Consider the following 17947-nt stretch of genomic DNA (forward strand, 5'->3'; position numbering starts at 1 on the left):
GGCGATCGACGCCCGGCCGCTCCAGGACGGCGACAAGATCCAGCTCGGCCGGACCACGATCCTCAAGTTCACCTACCACGATCGGCTCGACGAGTCGTTCCAGCAACAGATGCTGGACTCGGCGCTGCGCGACGGGCTCACCGGCGCCTACAACCAGCGGTATTTTCTCGATCGGATCGAGAGCGAGCTGCGGTTCGCGGTCCGCCACCGCACCCCGCTCAGCCTGCTCATGGTCGACCTCGACTACTTCAAGGCGGTCAACGATACCCATGGCCACATCGTGGGTGATCGGATGCTCAAGGCGTTCGCCGATACCATCCACCGCAACATCCGCAACGAAGACATCTTCGCCCGCTGCGGAGGCGAGGTCATCGGCCGGACCCGCGTCGGGGACGACGCCGAGGAGACGCGCGCGGCCGTCGCGAGCGCGCTCGACGCGGCCGACGTCGTCGTCTCGACCGGGGGCGTGTCCGTCGGCGCACACGACCACGTGAAGGACGCGCTGCGCGAGGCCGGCGTCGAGGAGCGCTTCTGGCGGGTCGCGCTGCGCCCGGGCAAGCCGACGTGGTTCGGCACGCGGGAGGACGTCCTCGCCTTCGGCCTCCCGGGTAATCCGGTGTCCGCGATGGTCACCTTCCTCCTCTTCGCCGCACCGGCTCTCCGGGCCCTCCAGGGCGCCGACGCCGAGGTGCCGCGCGGGCGGGGGACGCTCACCGAGCCGGTCGCGCGTCATCCGGCGCGCGACGAGATGATCCGCGTGCGGGTCGCCGGCGACCGGGTGACGCCGACCGGGCCGCAGGGATCCCACGTCCTCACCTCGATGCTGCTCGCCGACGCGCTCGCGCTCGTCCCCATGGGGGAGGGCGAGCTGCCCGCGGGCTCCGAGGTGGAGATCCAGCGGATCTGAGCGCCTCGAGGGCGCCCTCAGCCGCGGGCGTCCTCGAGGTACGCGACGAGGCGGTTCGTGAGCGCGGTGAGCGCCGGAGGCGGCGCGTCCGCGGCGAGCGGGCGGTTCTCGAGCAGCTGCTCGAGACGCTCGCCGTACTCGGGATCCGCGCGCCCGGCGAGCCGCGCGGCGACGTGCGCGGCGCGCCGCGTGGCGACGGGGTCGACCGTCCACAGCGCCTCGAAGCGCCGGTCCATGTCGTCACCGCCCGGAGGGACGACCCCCGGCATCTCCCAGGCGAGGAGGCACGCGGCGTAGCCCGGCGCGTCGACGACGACCGCCCACTCGTTGCCGAGGACGTCGTCGGGATCGATCGGGATCTCGGACGGCGCACCCGGCTCGTGCTTGAGCTGCGGGAAGTCGGCGAACACCGCGGCCGCGTCCGCCACGCGGGCGATCCCGCGGTAGCGGGCCTCGACCGCGCGGTAGAACGGCTCGTGCTGGAAGGCGCCGAACAGGACGGGGCGCGCGCCCTGCGCGAGCGCCTCGTGCTCCATCGCGCGCGAAAGAGCGAGGAGCGTCGACTTGCGCAGCATCTGGGGACGAGCGCCGTGCTCCGTCGACGCGACCGCCGCGTAGATCGACGGGCGGTCGTCGGGGCCGCCGGTGTCCTGCGCCCGCTCGATCGCCGCCGGGACCGAGAGCCCGCGGTGGCGGAGGGCGACGACCTTCCGCAGCGTGTCGACGTCGTGCTCGGTGTAGCGCCGGTAGCCCGAGTTCGTCCGCCGGGGATCCGGGAAGCCGTAGCGCTGCTCCCACATGCGGATCGTCCCGGCCGCGATGCCCGTCTTCTCCGCGACCTCCTTGATCTGGAGCTCGCTCGAAGAGGGAGAGCCGAGGCGGGGGGTGTCGATGCCGTTCGTGTCCATGGTGCAACAGGGTGTGTGGCCGACATTCAACAGAACGTTGATGTTCGGCGTCCCCTCGTCGTGGGGAGTACGAGGGCACGTCCCCCCGGGGTCATCGGCCCCACGGCCTGTCGCGTAGACCGCACGTGCCCAACACCGAGCCACATTCGCCCTCGAGCCGCCGCGTCCTCCTCACCGGAGCGACGGGGTACGTCGGCGGCCGCCTCCTCCCCGTCCTGCTCGCCGCCGGCCACGAGGTGCGCTGCCTCGTCCGCCGCGACCCCGCGGACGCCGATCTGCCGCCCGAGGTCGAGGTCGTGCAGGGGGACGCCCTCACCGGCGAGGGGCTCGACGAGGCCCTCTCGGGCATCGAGGTCGCGTACTACCTCGTCCACTCGATGGGGCGCGGCGGCGGTCGCGACTTCGCCGAGCGCGACAAGCGCGCCGCGGCAGCCTTCGGCGCCGCGTGCGCGCGCGCCGGGGTCGACCGGGTCATCTACCTCGGCGGACTCGCCGGAGGGCCCGAGGACTCCGAGCACCTCCGCAGCCGCGCCGAGACCGCCGCGGAGCTCCGACGGCACGTCCCGGGGCTCGTCCACGTGCGGGCCGCGATGATCATCGGAGAAGGCAGCGCGTCCTACGAGATCCTCCGCCACCTCGTCCGGCGGCTCCCCGCGATGCTCACGCCGCGCTGGGTGCAGACCCGGTCGCAGCCGATCGCGATCGACGACGTCACGAAGGTCCTCACGCGGCTCGCGACGTGGGAGGACCCACCCGTCGAGGTCGAGATCGGCGGCGCCGACGTCCTCACCTACGCCGAGATGATGCTCCGCTTCGCCGAGCTCTCCGGCCGCCGCGAGCCGACGGTCGTCCCCGTCCCCGTCCTCAGCCCGCGCCTCTCCTCGTACTGGGTCAGTCTCTTCACGCCGGTCGACAGCGGGCTCGTGCGACCGCTCGTCGACGGGCTCAGCGTCGAGACGATCGTGCGGCGGCCGCCCCCGCCGGGGCTCAACGACGACCCGCTGGGCTACGACGACGCCGTCCGCGAGGCGCTCGGGACGCGTGAGCCGTCGGCCGGCGGGTAGATTGACCGTCATGCGACGCCCGTACGTCGCCCTCCTCGCAGTCCTCGGCGCCGCCATCGGCGCCTTCACGGCGTTCCTCCTCGGCGCGCGCCGGATCCTCAACCGCGAGAAGCGCTTCGGCGACACCATCATCCACCGGCCCTACGACCGGACCGAGACGTCCTCCGACGGCGTCGTCCGGTCGATCCAGGGCGCCGACGTGACCCTCACCGACGACGAGTTCGCGCGGCTCTGGAGCCCGATGAACCTCGAGCGCCTCGCGCGCACCTACTGGGCCTTCCTCTCGAGGTGCACCCTCGGGCTCATCCGGGTCGAGTACACGGAGCGCGAGCGCTTCGTCGTCTTCGTGCGCCGGCCGTTCGTCCTCCTCAGCTTCTGCGCCCCCGAGTACGAGATGGACGGCAACCGCGGGATCGTGCGCTGGCGCATCGCGAAGGGCCTCCTCGTCGCGAAGCCGGGCCACGGAGGCGACGGCTACCTCGAGATCGACGTCCAGCGGCTGCCGTCGATCACGCCGGGCCGCTCGATGCTCCACGTCGACGTCGAGGTCGCGAACTTCTACCCCGCGATCGCGCACTCGATCAGCCGCTTCGTCTACGAGAACACGCAGTCGCGCATCCACGTCATCGTCACCCACGGCTTCCTCCGCTCCCTCGCCCGGGGCAAGCTCGAGGAGTCCGTCGTCGGGCGTCTCGCCGTCGAGCAGCAGACGCCCGAGGAGACGCCCGACCCGGTCCCCGCGCGCGAGAAGGACGGCGCGGGCGACGCCGTCAGCCGTAGCGCTGCCCGCTGATCATCCGCAGCTTCGCGCGGTCGTGGACGGCGGACACGCGCCGCACGGTGCCGGAGCGGGTCCGCATGACGAGCGACTCCGTCGTCCATCCTCCGGGTCCGAGGTTGCGAACGCCTTCGAGGAGATCCCCGTCCGTCACGCCGGTCGCGCTGAAGAAGCAGTCGTCGCCGCGGACCAGATCGTCCTGCGTGAGCTGGCGCTCGAGGTCGTAACCCGCGTCGACGGCGGCCTTGCGCTCGTCGTCGTCGCGCGGCCAGAGCCGGCCGACGAGACCGCCGCCGATGCACTTCACCGCGGCAGCCGAGATGACGCCCTCGGGGGTGCCGCCGACGCCCCACAGGAGGTCGACGGGCCGGTCCGGGCTCACCGCGACGAGGGCCGCGCTGACGTCGCCGTCGGAGATGAGGCGCACGCGCCCGCCGGCCTCGCGAATCGCGTCGATGCCCTCCTCGTGACGCGGCCGGTCGAGGACCATGACGGTGATGTCGCCCACGTCGACGCCCTTGCGCTCGGCGACGAGCCCGAGCGTGTCGCCGATGGGCCGGTCGAGGTCGAGGAGGTCGGCGATGTCCGACCCGCCGGCGATCTTCTCCATGTAGACGCACGGCCCGGGGTCGAACATCGTGCCGCGGGGGGCGAGGGCGATGACGGAGAGCGCGCTCGGCATGCCCTTGGCGGTGAGCGTCGTGCCTTCGAGCGGATCGACCGCGATGTCCACCTCCGGCGGGTCGCCGTCGCCGATGCGCTCGCCGTTGAAGAGCATCGGCGCCTCGTCCTTCTCGCCCTCGCCGATGACGACCGTGCCGTCCATGCTCACGGTGTCGAGGACGACCCGCATCGCGTCGACCGCGGCCTGGTCGGCGGCGATCTTGTCGCCGCGACCGACGAGGCGCGAGGCCGCCATCGCCGCGGCCTCCGTCACCCGGACGAGCTCGAGAGCGAGGTTGCGATCGGGACGCTCGTGCGTGGTCATGGCGTGTCGGGGTCTCCTCGGGACGGTTCGATGACGCTTCGAGGGCGCCATCCTCGCACTCCGCGGCGACCGGCGGGGTCCCCGCCGCGGGGCTACAGCGTGCCCGGCGGCTTGCGTCGCAGCTCGCTCTCCTGCTGGCGCATCACCGAGCCGGCGAGCATGAGCAGGATCCCGACGACCGCGACGTACCAGCCCCACTCGAGCTCGATCTGGCCGGACGGGTCGCCCGGACGGTCGATGAGCCCGACGTAGACGACGATGCCGAACGCGGTGATCGCGACGATCGACGTGAGCTGGCCGCGCGGCCACGAGAGCTGGTGGTCGCGCGCGATGATGTAGGCGAGGATGAGCGGCGCGAGCGCGGCGGCGATGAAGAGCCAGCGCAGGATGCCGTGGACGTCCCATGCGGAGTAGGTCCCGAGGCCCGCCTCGCCGTCGATGACCGCGAGCTCGCTCACCGCCTCGTACCACTTGATGAAGATCCCGGCGAGGAGGAGCAGGCCTCCGACGATCGCGATGTACTCGCCCCGGCTCACACGTGAGAGGTCCATCGGCGGGCCAGCCTATCCGAGCCCGTCAAGCGTCTCGACGCCGACCGACGACGCGACGGCGAGAAGCTCCTCGAGCGCCCACGGCCCCTGGCCGGTGAGACGGAGCGAGAGACCGTCCGCCGCCCACACGAGCTCGACGACCGGCCGCAGCGAGGGCTGGGCGCCGTCGAGGGGCACGCGGCGCACCGCGACCCGCCGCGCGCCGAGCCGCGCGTCCGCCGCGTCGGCCGTGGTGCCCACGAGCTGGTCCGGCGGCGGCGTGGGGCCGGCGTAGAGGGCGAGCCGGCCCGGCGTGCCGGGCCGGCTGTCGTCGAGGTTCCACGCCACCTCGGCCCCGGCCGCGACGGCGCGCACCTCGACCCAGCGCACGAGCGGGAGCCGGCAGCCCGGGAGCGGGAACGGACGGCCGAGGAGAGCGTCCGCCTCGGCGATCCCGGCGAGGTCCGCCCCGCGCTCCATCGTCCCGCCTCAGGGCTCGAGGACGACCTTGCCGGTCGCCCCGCGCTCGTCGAGGAGGGCGAGGGCCTCGCCGGCCCGGTCGAGCGGATACCGCGCCCCGACGGGCGGCTGGATGTGGCCGCCGGCGATGAGCCGGTCCATCTCGGCCTGGATCGTGCCCATGAGCGAGAGGTCGGCGAAGAGCCACTCGCCCCACGCCGCGCCGACGACGGCGGTGTTGCGCAGGAGAAGCCGGTTCACCTTCACCTCGGGGATCGAGCGACCGGTGAAGCCGACGACGACGTGACGGCCCCCTCGGCCGAGGGACCGCAGGCTGTCGAGGAAGCGGTCGCCGCCGACGGGATCGACGACGACGTCGACCCCGTTCCCGTCGGTGAGCGAGAGCACCTCGTCCTTCCACGGCCCGTCGCTGCGGACGACCTCGTCGGCCCCGGCGTCGCGGGCGACGCGCTCCTTCTCCGCCGTCGAGACGACGGCGATCGTCCGCGCGCCGAGACCCTTGGCGACCTGGATCGTCGCGGTCCCCACGCCGCCCGCGGCCCCCTGCACGAGCACGGTCTCCCCGGACCGCAGAGCGCCTCGCGTGACGAGCGAGAAGTAGGCGGTGTGGTAGTTGAGGATGAGCGCGGCGCCCTGCGCGAAGTCGAACGACTCCGGAAGCGGGAACGTGAACGCGACGGGCGCGACCGCGACCTCGGCGAACGCGCCGAGGAAGCAGAACGCCATGACGCGGTCGCCGGGCGAGAACGGCGCGTCGTCGGAGGCCGCGCGGACCACCCCCGCGATCTCGCTGCCCGGCGTGAAGGGCATCTCCGGCTTGAACTGGTACTCGCCACGGCTCTGGAGGACCTCGGGGAAGGACACCCCGGCGGCCTTCACCTCGATGACGACGCCGGAGCCCGGCGTCATGAAGTGGGACGGCTCGGGGTCCGGGAGGTCGGCCTCGTGAAGCGCGCTCTCGGGACCCGTGAGCTCGGTGATCTGCATCGCCCTCATGGCGGGACATCCTGACCGACGGAGCCGACGTGCGTCGGGGACCGCCGAGATCAGGTTGTGGGCGTCCCTGCATCGGTAGTTCTCCGCAGAGGCGGTCCGAGAGACACGGATGACGCGCGCCGGCGGTGTCCTGATGCTCGCTCCATGGCCGCTGCACGACCGCTCCGGGTCCTCGTCGCGGGAGGGGGAGTCGCCGCCGGAGAGGCGCTCCTCGCCTTGCGGGCGACGGCCCGCGAGGACGTCGATCTCACGCTCGTCACGCCCGAGCGCCGCCCCCGCATCCGCCCCGACTCGACGCTCGCGCCGTTCCGGGAGACCGCCGTCGCCCGCTTCGACCTCGGCGGCATCGCCGCCGAGTGCGGGGCTCGCGTCCACGCCGACCGGCTCTCGGCGGTGTCCCCGCGTTCCCGTCGCGCCCGACTCGCCGGCGGGAGGATCCTCGAGTACGACGCGCTCCTCCTCGCGCTCGGCGCCCGCGCGCGTGTCGGCGTCCCCGGCGCGACGACCTTCCGCGACCACCGGGACGAGGTGCGGCTGCGCGGCGTCCTCGACGACATCCGCGCCGGGAGGGCGGGACGGGTCGTCTTCACCGTTCCGGCGGGCACCGCCTGGAGCCTTCCCGTCTACGAGCTCGCGCTGCAGACCGCGCGTCTCGCGCAGGAGAGCGGGCACGCGACCGAGGTCACCGTCGTCACGCCCGAGCAGACGCCGCTCGAGGTCTTCGGCCCGCGCCCCTCGGCCGCGGTCCGCGACCTCCTCGCCGAGAACGGGGTGATGCTCGTGCCGGGGCGCTCGCCCCGAGCGGTCGACCGCAGCGGCCTGCACCTCGCGTGCGGCTGCCACATCCGCGCCGACCGGGTCGTCGCCGTGCCCTCGCTCGCCGGCCGGCGCGTCGCGGGCGTCGCGGGGCGCACGAGCGGCTTCGTCCCCACCGACCCGCGCGGCCGCGTCACGGGCCTCGACGGCGTGTGGGCGGCCGGAGACATCACCGATCGCCCGGTGAAGCAGGGCGGTCTCGCCGCCCAGCAGGCGGAGGCCGCCTCGATCGACATCCTCGGCGGCGTCGACGCGACCGGCGGGCCGGGCGGCGCGCGCCAGGTGCTCCGGGCAGCGATCTTCGGCGGCCGCCAGCCGCTCTTCCTGCGCACCGAGCTGTCCGCCGACGGGCGTCCCACGCCGGAGACGGGGACGGCGAGCACCGACGCGTCCTGGTGGCCCCCCGCGAAGCTCGTCGGCCGGCACCTCACCCAGTGGATCGCCTGCCACCGCATCGCGGACACGCCGAGCGCGGCATGAGGCGCGCGCCCGAGCTCGCCCCGCTCTCGCGCGAGCACCACGTCGCGCTCGGGGTGGCCCTGCGACTGCGCCGCGCCGACGCGAGCGACGTCGCGGAGATCGCCGCCGGGTCGCAGTCCTTCCTCGACGACGCCGGCGGAGCGCACTTCGCCGCCGAGGAAGAGGTCCTCCTCGACGAGCTGCCCGACCCGATGGCCCGCCGCCTCCTCGACGAGCACGATCGGCTCCGCGCGGCGATCTCGTCGCTCGCGCGTGAGCCCCGCATCGAGCGTGCGCACGAGGTGGGCGAGCTCCTCGCCGCGCACGTCCGCTTCGAGGAGCGCGAGGTGTTCCCTCACCTCGAGGAGACGCTCCCGCGCGAGCGGCTCGCCGAGATCGGCCGGCGGCTGCGGGAGTAGCGGCCCTCTCGGCGGTCAGCCGAGGAGGACGAGCAGCAGCACGAGGAAGCCGATCGCGGTGAGCGCGATCGCGAGGACGGCGGGCAGCGCCCGGACGAGGCCGACCGGCCGGCCGGAGCGCCGGCGGCGAGAACCGCCCGGATCGCGCGGATCGCTCATCGCGGTCCGACCATAGCGCCGCACGGCGCGTGTGAGAGACGTGTCACACGTGTCGCACCGCCGCGCCGGAAATCGCAGCATTCGTCGGAGACACCGAGAAGAGGTCGCGGGCTTTCCGCAACGGGAGCGGCACTTGCCGCAGTGGATGACGAGGGCTCTCACGCATGTGCGGGCGCCGCCCGGGCCCGATCCTGACCGTGCATCGCAGACCCGCCCACCACAGAGGTGACCCACCGTGCCGACCATCCCCCATCCCGCCTCGATCCTGCGCTCGCGCAAGCCCGACGAGGCCCCCGAGGAGCAGAGCGACCGCCGCCCGGTCGACGAGCCGATCATCGACCGCAGCGTCATGCTCGTCGCCGGCGTCCTCGCGCTCCTCATGACGATCGCGCTCGCGGTCGTCGTCAGCAAGGCGTCGACCGACGGCGTCGCGACGGCGGCTCCGGTCGAGAGCGCAGCCGGCGGACCCGCCGGCGGCTCGCCGATCGCCCCCACACCCGCCGGCTCGAGCGACGAGCCCGTCGAGGAGTTCTCGCCCGTCGACCCGCGCCTGCCCGCCACGCCCGAGGGCGACGTGAAGAAGTTCCGCGTCGACGTCTTCGAGCACGTGACGAAGGTGTCCGACGACCTTCCCGCCACCCGCGTCTGGTCCTACGGGGTCAACGGCGAGCTCCTTCGCGGCTCCGGCGCCTCGACGCCGATGGTCGTCACCGAGGGCGACGAGGTCGAGATCACCCTCGTCAACGGCGGCGACGAGTCGATGGACGTCCGGTTCCCGCACTCCGTCGACTACCACTCCTCCGAGGTCGCGCCGAACAAGGCGTTCGCGACGATCGCTCCGGGAGAGACCCACGAGTTCCGGTTCACCGCGGACCACCCGGGCGTGTTCATGTACCACTGCGCGACCGCTCCCGTGCTCATGCACACCGGGGCGGGCATGGTGGGCACCATGATCGTCAAGCCGAAGGACATGGCGCCGGCCGACCACGAGTTCTGGATCACCCAGCAGGAGTTCTACCTCGGCCCGAACGTCGGCGACAACGCCGACCTCGGCAAGATGAAGGCGAAGGCGCCGGACGCGATCACGTTCAACGGCTACGCCAACCAGTACGAGAAGCACCCCATCGAGGTGCAGCCCGGTGAGAAGGTCCGCGTCTACGTCCTCAACGCCGGCCCCTCGATCTGGAGCGCCTTCCACGTGATCGGGACGGTCTTCGACCGCACCGTCATCGAGGGCACGGTCGGCGAGCACGTCCAGACCGTCAACCTCGCCCCCTCGCAGGGCGGCTGGGTCGAGTTCACGCTCGCCGAGGACGGCTCCTACCCGTTCGTCACCCACGCCTTCGGCGACATGGTGAAGGGCGCGGTCGGCGTCTTCGCGGCGGGCGAGGCCCCCGCGGGCGGCGGCCACTGACCTCCGGTCGGACCCGCCTCCACAGCCGGTCCAGGCGCTCGGGCCGCGGCAACCGCCGCGGCCCGAGTCGCGTCCGGGCTCGTCGCACGTTTGGAGATCGGGCGATTCGTGAAAGGGTTGCCCCAACGCGACGCCGACGAAGGGAGACCGCCCGCCGTGCCCGAGAGCCCGTCCGAGCCGATCGCCGAGCCCGTTCTCTCACCGGGGCTCGACGCGGCGGTCAACGCGCGCCTCGAGCGCGCCGTCGCCGAGGACGTCGTCGGGCGGATCTGGCAGCGCGACGACACGGTGTGGGGCCTCCCCGGCCGGCCCGAGGTCGCCGACCGCCTCGGCTGGCTCGACGCCGCGGACCCCGACCCCGCGCTCCTCTCGGACGTCGCCGCATTCGCCGGCGAGGTCCGTGACGAGGGCATCGCCGACGTCGTCCTCCTGGGGATGGGCGGCTCGTCGCTCGCCCCCGAGGTCGTCCACCGCTCCGTCGGCGACGTGGCGGGGCGTCCCGTGTTCCACATGCTCGACTCGACCGACGCCGGCGCCGTCCGTGACGTCGAGGCGTCGATCGACCTCGCCCGGGCGCTCTTCGTCGTCGCGACGAAGTCCGGCGGGACGATCGAGACGCGCAGCGCGCTCGACCACTTCGACGCACGCGTCCGCGCCGCGGTCGGCGACGCCGACGCCGGCCGCCGCTTCGTCGCGATCACCGATCCCGGCTCGTCGCTCGTCGACCTCGCGCGGTCCCACGGCTTCCGACGCACCTTCCTCGGCGTCCCCGAGATCGGCGGTCGCTACAGCGCGATGTCGGTCTTCGGGCTCCTCCCCGCGGCCCTCATGGGCGCCGACCTCGACGCGCTCGCCGCCGGCTCGCGACGGGCCGCCGCGGCGTGCGCCGCGCGGGACGCCGCCGCGAACCCGGGACTCCGGCTCGGCGTCGCGATCGGCGAGCTCGCCGCACGCGGCCGCGACAAGCTCACGTTCCTCGTCGACCCGCCGCTCGCCTCGCTCGGCCTCTGGCTCGAGCAGCTCGTCGCGGAGTCGACGGGCAAGGAGGCCCGCGGCGCGCTCCCCGTCGCCGACGAGCCGCTCGGCGCCGCCGCCGTCTACGGCGACGACCGCGTCTTCGCGCACGTCCGGGTCGCCGGGGCCCCGGAGCGCGACCTGTCCGGCCTCGCGGACGCGGGACACCCGATCCTCACGATCGACGCCTCCGGGCCCGGCGACCTCGGCGCCGTCTTCGTCCTCGCCGAGTTCGCGACGGCCGTCGCGGGCTGGGTCCTCGGCATCAACCCCTTCGACCAGCCGGACGTGCAGTCGGCGAAGGACGCGACGAACGCCGTCCTCGGCGAGGAGCGGCCGGACGCCGGGCCGGACGCCGACGACGCGGCGCTCGCCGGGCTCGTGCGAGGGCTCGCCGCCCCCGAGTACCTCGCGGTCATGGCCTACGCCCCGCCGTCCCGCGAGCTCGACGCGGCCGCCGAGGAGCTGCGGCGCGTCGTCCGCGACGCGACCCGCGCGACGACGACCTTCGGCTACGGCCCGCGCTTCCTGCACTCGACCGGCCAGTTCCACAAGGGCGGCCCGCCCACCGGGCGGTTCCTGCAGCTCGTCGCGGACTCCGCCCCCGACATCGCCATCCCCGGTCGCCCCTACGGCTTCGAGACGCTGAAGCGCGCCCAGGCGCTCGGGGACCTGCGGACCCTGCGCGCGACCGGGCGCCCCGCCGAGCGCGTGACGCTCCCCGGCGACGACCCCGCCGGGGCACTGCGCGCCCTCACCGCCCGTCTCCAGGAGCACCTCTGATGGCCCACATCGCCTTCGTCGGCCTCGGGAAGATGGGCGGCAACATGGTCGCCCGCATCCTCCGGGACTCCGACCACTCCGTCGTCGCCTACGACCGCGACCGCGCCGCGGTGGGCGCCGCGAAGGAGCACGGGGCGACGGGCGCGCGAAGCCTGAAGGACCTCGTCGCGCAGCTTCCCCGTCCCCGGGTCGTGTGGGTGATGGTCCCGGCGGGAGCGCCGACGCAGTCGACGGTCGAGGCGCTCGCCGACCTCCTCGAGAAGGACGACGTCGTCGTCGACGGCGGCAACTCGAAGTGGACCGACGACACGGCGCGCGCAGCGGCGCTCCGGGCCTCCGGCGTCCAGTACGTCGACGTCGGCACGAGCGGCGGCGTGTGGGGGCTGGAGGCGGGCTACTGCATGATGGTCGGCGGGACGAAGCAGGCGGTGCGGAGGGTCGCGCCGTTCCTCGACGTCCTCGCGCCGCCGCCCCATCCGGAGCACGGGCCGGGGTGGGCGCACGTCGGGCCGGTCGGCGCCGGCCACTACGTGAAGATGGTCCACAACGGCGTCGAGTACGGGCTCATGCAGGCCTACGCCGAAGGCTTCGACCTCTTCGACAAGAGCGACTACGACCTCGACAAGGCGCAGATCGCCCACCTCTGGATGCAGGGCTCCGTCGTCCGCTCGTGGCTGTGCGAGCTCGCGGCCAAGGCCTTCGAGGAGGAGGGCGGCGAGCTCGAGGGGCTCGACGGGTACACCGCCGACTCGGGCGAGGGGCGCTGGACGATCGAGGACGCGATCGACAAGGACGTCCCCGTCCCGGTGATGACCGCGGCGCTCCAGGCGCGCTTCTACTCGCGTGGCAACGGCGACTTCACGCACCGGGTCCTCTCCGCGCTGCGCAACCAGTTCGGAGGGCACTCGGTCCAGCGGCGCGCGGACGGCTGATGAGCGCGCACGCCGAGTCCGCGGCGGCGCCCGGGGAGAACCCGCTCGCCGCCGGTCTCGAGCGGCTGCCGGTCCCGCCGACCGCGCTCGTCATCTTCGGCGCGACGGGCGACCTCGCCAAGCGCAAGCTCCTCCCCGCGCTCTACAACCTCGCCCACGAGGGCGCGCTGCCCGAGCGGTTCCGCCTCGTCGGGACCTCCCGGAGCCGCCTCGGCGACGACGACTTCCGGGCCGAGGCGGCGGAGGCGATCCGCCAGTTCTCGCGCCGGACGCCCGACGAGGACGTCCTCGACGCGCTGCTCGCGGAGGTCCGCTGGGTGAGCGGCGCCTTCGGCGACGGGCAGGTGTACGCGGACCTCGACCGCACGCTCCGCTCCTTCGACCGGGAGGCCGGGGCGCAGGCCGGCGGGGAGCCGGCGTTCAACCGGGTCTTCTACCTCTCCACCGCCCCCTCGTTCTTCACCACCATCGTCGAGCAGCTCGGCGCGCACGGCCTCGATCGCTGCGCGGAGGCGTCGACGCGCGTCGTCATCGAGAAGCCGTTCGGCACCGACCTGGGGTCGGCCGTCGAGCTCAACCGCCGCGTCCTCGACGTCTTCTCCGAGTCGCAGGTCTTCCGCATCGACCACTACCTCGGCAAGGAGACCGTCCAGAACCTCCTCGCGTTCCGGTTCGCGAACCGGATGTTCGAGCCGCTGTGGAACCGCGACCACATCCAGAGCGTCCAGATCACCGCGGCCGAGGACATCGGGATCGGGTCGCGGGCGGGCTACTACGACAGCGCGGGAGCGCTCCGGGACCTCGTCCAGAACCACATGCTGCAGCTCCTGTGCCTCCTCTGCATGGAGCCGCCGGCGGACCTCGGCGCCGACGAGGTCCGCAACGAGAAGGTGAAGGTCCTCAAGGCGATCCGGCCTCCCCGGCCCGAGGAGGTCGACGACGTCGCGGTCCGCGCGCAGTACGCCGCGGGGACGGCCGGGGCGGACGCCGTCCGCGGCTACCTCGACGAGGACGGCGTCCGCGAGGGGTCGACGACCGAGACGTACGCGGCGCTCCGTCTCGGTGTGCAGAACTGGCGGTGGGCGGGAGTGCCGTTCTACCTGCGGACGGGCAAGAGGCTCGCGCGGAAGGCGACGGAGATCGCGGTGACGCTCAAGCCGGTGCCGCACGTCGCCTTCGACGAGGTGGCGACCGGCGGCACGCTCGCGCCGAACGAGCTCGTCATGTCGATCCAGCCGAACGAGGGCGTCTCGCTCTCGCTCGGGGCCAAGATCCCGGGCACGCGCATGCGGATCCGGCCCGTGCAGATGGAGTTCCTCTACGGCACGGCCTTCGTGAGCCAGTCCCCGGAGGCCTACGAGCGCCTCATCATCGACGCGATGCGCGGCGACGCGACGCTCTTCACCCGCGGCGACGAGGCGGAGGCGCAGTGGCGGATCTGCGACCCCATCGTCACCCGGTGGTCCGAGCGACGCAGCGAGCTGCCGCGATACGCCGCCGGCTCGCAGGGGCCGGCAGAGGCCGGGACCCTCCTCCGTCCACACGACCGCTGGCGCCGTATCTGAGAGCGGATGCCGACGACGACCGACACCGTGTGGGGAGCGCAGGACGCGACGCCGTCCGAGATCGCGGAAGGCGTCCGCGATCTCGAGGCCGACCGCCAGCGCGAGGATCCCTCCACCGTCACGACCCGCGTCCTCAACCTCGTCGTCGTCGTCGACCGCGCGTGGAGCGGGGAGATCGCGAACCGGCTCGCACGCGTCGGCCGGTACCACCCCTCCCGGACGATCGTGTGCGCCGTGCAGGAGGGACGCACGACGCTCGACGCCCTCGCGACCCTCTCGGCCGAGGCGGCGCCGCCCGCGGCCGTCGCCGCCGGCGAGCTCGCTCCGGCACGCGAGACGATCGTGCTCGATCTCGGGCCCAGACACCTCGCGCACCTCTCGTCGATCATCGACCCGCTCGCGAAGCCCGACGTGCCGACCGTCGCATGGGCGCCGCACGGGCACCACGACGCCGTGCGGGCCCTGCTCGAGGTCGCGCAGATCGCGCTCGTCGACTCCGTCGCCGACCCCGACCCGCCGGCGGCGATCCGCCGCGCGCTCGACCTCAGCGGCGAGACGTACGTCGTCGACCTCGCGTGGCTCCGCTCGACGCCATGGCGGGAGCGGATCGCCGCGACCTTCGACCCGCCCGGGCGGCGCGCCGCCCTCGAGGCGCTCAGCCGCGTGGAGATCCGCTACCACCACGCCTCGCTGGCGGCCGCGCTCCTCCTCGCCGGATGGCTCGCGTCCCGCCTCGGCTGGGAGGCCGCCGGACTCGTCCGCAGCGACTCCGGCGCATGCGCACGTCTGCGCGGACGGCGCGACGAGGTCCTCGTCGACCTCCGCGTCGCCCGCGGGCAGGACGTCCCCGGGCTCTCCGGACTCACCCTCACGACGGCCGACGGCACGTCGCTCGCGCTCGACCGCGCGCCCGGAGGACTGCGCGCGACACGCGCGCGTCCCGGGTCCGAGCAAGCGCAGTGGACGCTCCTCGGCGCCTCGCGGGGGGAGTCGGGCATCCTCGGCGAGGGGATCCGCCAGGCTCTCCTGCGCGACCCCACCTACCTTCCCGCGCTCCGGATCGCCGAGAGGCTCGTCGCATGAGGTGGTCGATCGGGGCGACGACCCTCGGCGGCAGCCCCTTCCCGCCGATCGGCGACTACGCCTTCCTCTCCGACTGCGAGGTGACCGCGCTCGTCGCGCCGAGCGGGAGCGTCGAGTGGATGTGCCTCCCGCGGATGGACGGCCCGTCGGTCTTCGGCGCCCTCCTCGACCGCGACGCCGGCTACTTCCGGCTCGCCCCGACCGGCATGACGGTGCCTGCCGGCCGTCGCTACGTGCCCGGGACGATGATCGTCGAGACGACGTGGCAGACGCGCACCGGCTGGGTCGTCGTCCGCGACCTCCTCCTCGTCGGCCCGTGGCACCACGAGGACGAGCGCTCCCACACCCACCGGCGGGCGCCGAACGACCACGACGCCGATCACGTCCTGCTGCGGATGATGCGATGCGTCAACGGGTCGGTGGAGATGAGCGCCGACTGCGACCCGAAGCTCGACTACGGCCGGCGTCGCGTCGCCTGGGAGTACGCGGAGGACGGGTACCACGTCGTCACCGGCCGGCCGGCGGACGGCGGCGACGGGCCGGCGCTGACGCTCACGAGCGACCTGCGACTCGGCGTCGAGGGCGCGCACGCCGTCCTGCGCTCGACGCTGCACGACGGCGAGACCGCGTTCCTCGCGCTCTCGTGGACCGAGCACGCCGCGCCGCGGACCTCGCAGGAGGCCTACGACCGGCTCGTCGTCACCGCCGACTTCTGGCACGACTGGCTCGCGCGCGGCGAGTTCCCGGACCATCCCTGGCGGGCGTACCTCCAGCGCAGCGCGCTCACCCTCAAGGGCCTCACCTACGCGCCGACGGGCGCGCTCACGGCCGCGACGACGACCTCCCTCCCCGAGACGCCGGGCGGGGAGCGCAACTGGGACTACCGGTACGCGTGGATCCGCGACTCCACGTTCTCCCTGTGGGCGCTCTACTCGCTCGGCTTCGACTGGGAGGCGAGCGACTTCTTCGCGTTCATCCTCGACGTCGCGCGCGAGGACCCCCATCTGCGGGTGATGTACGGGATCGACGGGGAGAAGACCCTCACCGAGCGGACCCTCGACCATCTCGACGGCTACGAGGGCGCGCGGCCCGTCCGGGTGGGCAACGGGGCCTACGACCAGAACCAGCACGACGTGTGGGGGTCCTACCTCGACTCGGTCTACATCCACACGAAGTCGCGCGACCAGCTGCCCGAGTCGATGTGGCCGATCGTCGTCCACCAGGTCGAGACGACGATCGAGAGGTGGCGGGAGCCCGACCGCGGCATCTGGGAGATCCGCGGGGAGCCCCAGCACTTCGTCACGTCCAAGGTCTTCTGCTGGGTGGCGTGCGATCGCGGAGCCCGGCTCGCCCGGCTGCGCGGCGACGACGAGAGGGCAACCCGCTGGCAGGAGGCCGCCGACGCGATCCGGGCCGACGTGTGCGAGCACGGGGTCGACGAGCGCGGCGTCTTCGTCCAGCACTACGGGACGAGCGCCCTCGACGCGAGCACGCTCCTCCTCCCCCTCGTCCGGTTCCTGCCGCCCGACGACCCGCGGATCGTCGCCACCGTCCACGCCGTCCGCGACGAGCTCGCGGTCGACGGCCTCCTCGCGCGCTACCGCGTCCACGAGACCGACGACGGGATGCGCGGCGACGAGGGCGCGTTCACGGCCTGCTCCTTCTGGCTCGTGAGCGCGCTCGCGGAGATCGGGGAGGCGGCCCAGGCCCGCGCGCTCTGCGAGCGGCTCCTCGGCTACGCCTCGCCGCTGCTCCTCTACGCCGAGGAGATCGACCCGGCGAGCGGCCGTCAGCTCGGCAACGTCCCCCAGGCCTTCACGCACCTCGCGCTCATCAACGCCGTCCTCCACGTCATCCGCGCCGACCGCGAGCACGCGTCGAGCCACCCCGCGCTCAACGCCCGGCGGAGGGAGTCGTGAGCGGTGAGCGGCCCGGCCCCGGAGGCAGCCGGCTCGTCGTCGTCCGCGACGCGGAGGCGGTCGCCGGCGAGATCGCCGACCGCCTCGAGCGCGCGGTCCGCGTCGCGGCGGTCGCGCGCGGGGAGGCCCACGTCGCCCTCTCCGGCGGCCGGACGCCGCGACGCGCGTACGAGCTTCTCGCGGGCCGCGACCTCCCCTGGCGGGACCTCCACGTGTGGTACGCCGACGAGCGCTGCGTCCCCCCGGACGATCCCGACTCGACCCACCGGCTCGTGCACGAGACGCTCCTCGCCGGCCGCGGTCACGGGCTCGCCTCCGAGCACCGGGTCCTCGGCGAGCTCGACGACCCCGACGCCGCGGCGCGCCGCTACGCCGAGGAGCTCGGCGTCCGGCGGCTCGACCTCGTCCTCCTCGGCCTCGGCGAGGACGGTCACACCGCGTCGCTCTTCCCGTCCTCGACCGAGCTCGAGACGTTCGCCGGAGGGCCGCGCGTCCTCGCCGTGCGCGGCGCCCCGAAGCCGCCGCCCGACCGGGTGACGCTCACGCTCGAGACGCTCTCCAAGGCGCACGCGCTCCTCCTCGCCGTCACCGGCCGCGAGAAGCGCGACGCGCTCGCCCGGGCGCTCGGCACGCGCTCGCCCGCGACGCCCGCCTCGCTCCTGCGGCGCGACCGCCTCGTCGTCGTCGCCGACACCGAGGCGGCGGGCGAGCTCGCCTGACCGGCCTCGACGCC

18 protein-coding genes are annotated in these 17947 nt (G+C 73.7%); 12 read left to right on the plus strand and 6 right to left on the minus strand.

Annotation, left to right across the window (positions count from 1 at the left end):
* Positions 1-907 (plus strand): diguanylate cyclase (locus ACME2J_RS12375; RefSeq protein ID WP_495545226.1); only part of this gene is annotated, 907 nt, incomplete at its 5' end.
* A 17-nt stretch (positions 908-924) separates the two neighbouring features.
* Here ACME2J_RS12375 and ACME2J_RS12380 read toward each other — a convergent pair.
* Positions 925-1815 carry a DICT sensory domain-containing protein gene (locus tag ACME2J_RS12380; RefSeq protein ID WP_495545227.1) on the minus strand — a complete coding sequence of 297 codons (891 nt, stop codon included), beginning with the start codon at positions 1813-1815 and terminating at the stop codon, positions 925-927.
* Positions 1816-1940: 125 nt separating this feature from the next.
* Between ACME2J_RS12380 and ACME2J_RS12385 the strand changes: the two genes are divergently transcribed.
* Together ACME2J_RS12385 and ACME2J_RS12390 are read left to right on the plus strand one after the other, a co-directional pair.
* Positions 1941-2879, plus strand: coding sequence for an NAD(P)H-binding protein (locus ACME2J_RS12385; protein WP_495545228.1), 939 nt, complete (start codon positions 1941-1943; stop codon positions 2877-2879).
* A gap of 10 nt (positions 2880-2889) precedes the next feature.
* Positions 2890-3672 (plus strand): hypothetical protein, encoded by a 783-nt coding sequence (locus ACME2J_RS12390; RefSeq protein ID WP_495545229.1) that lies wholly within the window; start codon positions 2890-2892, stop codon positions 3670-3672.
* Here the strand turns inward: ACME2J_RS12390 and glpX are convergent.
* From glpX to ACME2J_RS12410, 4 genes are all read right to left on the minus strand, one after another.
* Positions 3650-4645, minus strand: a complete 996-nt coding sequence (gene glpX, locus ACME2J_RS12395; RefSeq protein WP_495545230.1) for a class II fructose-bisphosphatase — start codon at positions 4643-4645, stop codon at positions 3650-3652. The genes ACME2J_RS12390 and glpX overlap by 23 nt on opposite strands.
* A 92-nt stretch (positions 4646-4737) precedes the next feature.
* Positions 4738-5196 (minus strand): hypothetical protein, encoded by a 459-nt coding sequence (locus ACME2J_RS12400; RefSeq protein ID WP_495545231.1) that lies wholly within the window; start codon positions 5194-5196, stop codon positions 4738-4740.
* Between the two features lie 12 nt (positions 5197-5208).
* On the minus strand, positions 5209-5655 hold the full coding sequence (locus ACME2J_RS12405) for a hypothetical protein (protein ID WP_495545232.1): 447 nt from the start codon (positions 5653-5655) through the stop codon (positions 5209-5211).
* Positions 5656-5664: 9 nt separating this feature from the next.
* Positions 5665-6651, minus strand: a complete 987-nt coding sequence (locus ACME2J_RS12410; protein WP_495545233.1) for an NADPH:quinone oxidoreductase family protein — start codon at positions 6649-6651, stop codon at positions 5665-5667.
* 144 nt (positions 6652-6795) lie between these two features.
* Between ACME2J_RS12410 and ACME2J_RS12415 the strand changes: the two genes are divergently transcribed.
* A complete protein-coding gene (locus ACME2J_RS12415) occupies positions 6796-7947 on the plus strand; it encodes an FAD-dependent oxidoreductase (RefSeq protein ID WP_495545234.1) in 1152 nt (383 codons plus the stop codon).
* Complete coding sequence (locus tag ACME2J_RS12420) at positions 7944-8345, plus strand: hemerythrin domain-containing protein (protein WP_495545235.1); 402 nt, start codon at positions 7944-7946, stop codon at positions 8343-8345. Before ACME2J_RS12415 ends, ACME2J_RS12420 begins: the two co-directional genes overlap by 4 nt.
* Before the next feature lie 15 nt (positions 8346-8360).
* Here ACME2J_RS12420 and ACME2J_RS12425 read toward each other — a convergent pair whose 3' ends face one another.
* The gene (locus tag ACME2J_RS12425) at positions 8361-8504 is read right to left on the minus strand and encodes a hypothetical protein (protein WP_495545236.1); all 144 of its coding nucleotides are present in this window, start codon (positions 8502-8504) and stop codon (positions 8361-8363) included.
* A gap of 235 nt (positions 8505-8739) precedes the next feature.
* Between ACME2J_RS12425 and ACME2J_RS12430 the strand changes: the two genes are divergently transcribed.
* From ACME2J_RS12430 to pgl, 7 genes are all read left to right on the plus strand, one after another.
* Entirely contained in the window at positions 8740-9918 is a 1179-nt protein-coding gene (locus ACME2J_RS12430) for a multicopper oxidase domain-containing protein (RefSeq protein WP_495545237.1), read from the plus strand.
* A 156-nt stretch (positions 9919-10074) separates the two neighbouring features.
* A complete protein-coding gene (locus ACME2J_RS12435; protein ID WP_495545238.1) occupies positions 10075-11715 on the plus strand; it encodes a phosphoglucose isomerase-related protein in 1641 nt (546 codons plus the stop codon).
* Complete coding sequence (gnd, locus tag ACME2J_RS12440; RefSeq protein WP_495545239.1) at positions 11715-12647, plus strand: phosphogluconate dehydrogenase (NAD(+)-dependent, decarboxylating); 933 nt, start codon at positions 11715-11717, stop codon at positions 12645-12647. The genes ACME2J_RS12435 and gnd overlap by 1 nt, the downstream gene beginning before the upstream one ends.
* Positions 12647-14212: a glucose-6-phosphate dehydrogenase gene (zwf, locus tag ACME2J_RS12445; RefSeq protein ID WP_495545240.1), complete on the plus strand. Its 1566-nt coding sequence runs from the start codon at positions 12647-12649 to the stop codon at positions 14210-14212. The genes gnd and zwf overlap by 1 nt, the downstream gene beginning before the upstream one ends.
* Positions 14213-14218: 6 nt before the next feature.
* On the plus strand, positions 14219-15295 hold the full coding sequence (locus ACME2J_RS12450; protein ID WP_495545241.1) for a glucose-6-phosphate dehydrogenase assembly protein OpcA: 1077 nt from the start codon (positions 14219-14221) through the stop codon (positions 15293-15295).
* Positions 15292-17214 (plus strand): glycoside hydrolase family 15 protein, encoded by a 1923-nt coding sequence (locus tag ACME2J_RS12455; protein WP_495545242.1) that lies wholly within the window; start codon positions 15292-15294, stop codon positions 17212-17214. Before ACME2J_RS12450 ends, ACME2J_RS12455 begins: the two co-directional genes overlap by 4 nt.
* Complete coding sequence (gene pgl, locus ACME2J_RS12460) at positions 17211-17933, plus strand: 6-phosphogluconolactonase (RefSeq protein ID WP_495545243.1); 723 nt, start codon at positions 17211-17213, stop codon at positions 17931-17933. Before ACME2J_RS12455 ends, pgl begins: the two co-directional genes overlap by 4 nt.
* The last annotated feature ends 14 nt before the right edge of the window (positions 17934-17947 follow it).

The sequence above is a fragment of the Paraconexibacter sp. genome (assembly GCF_059438195.1).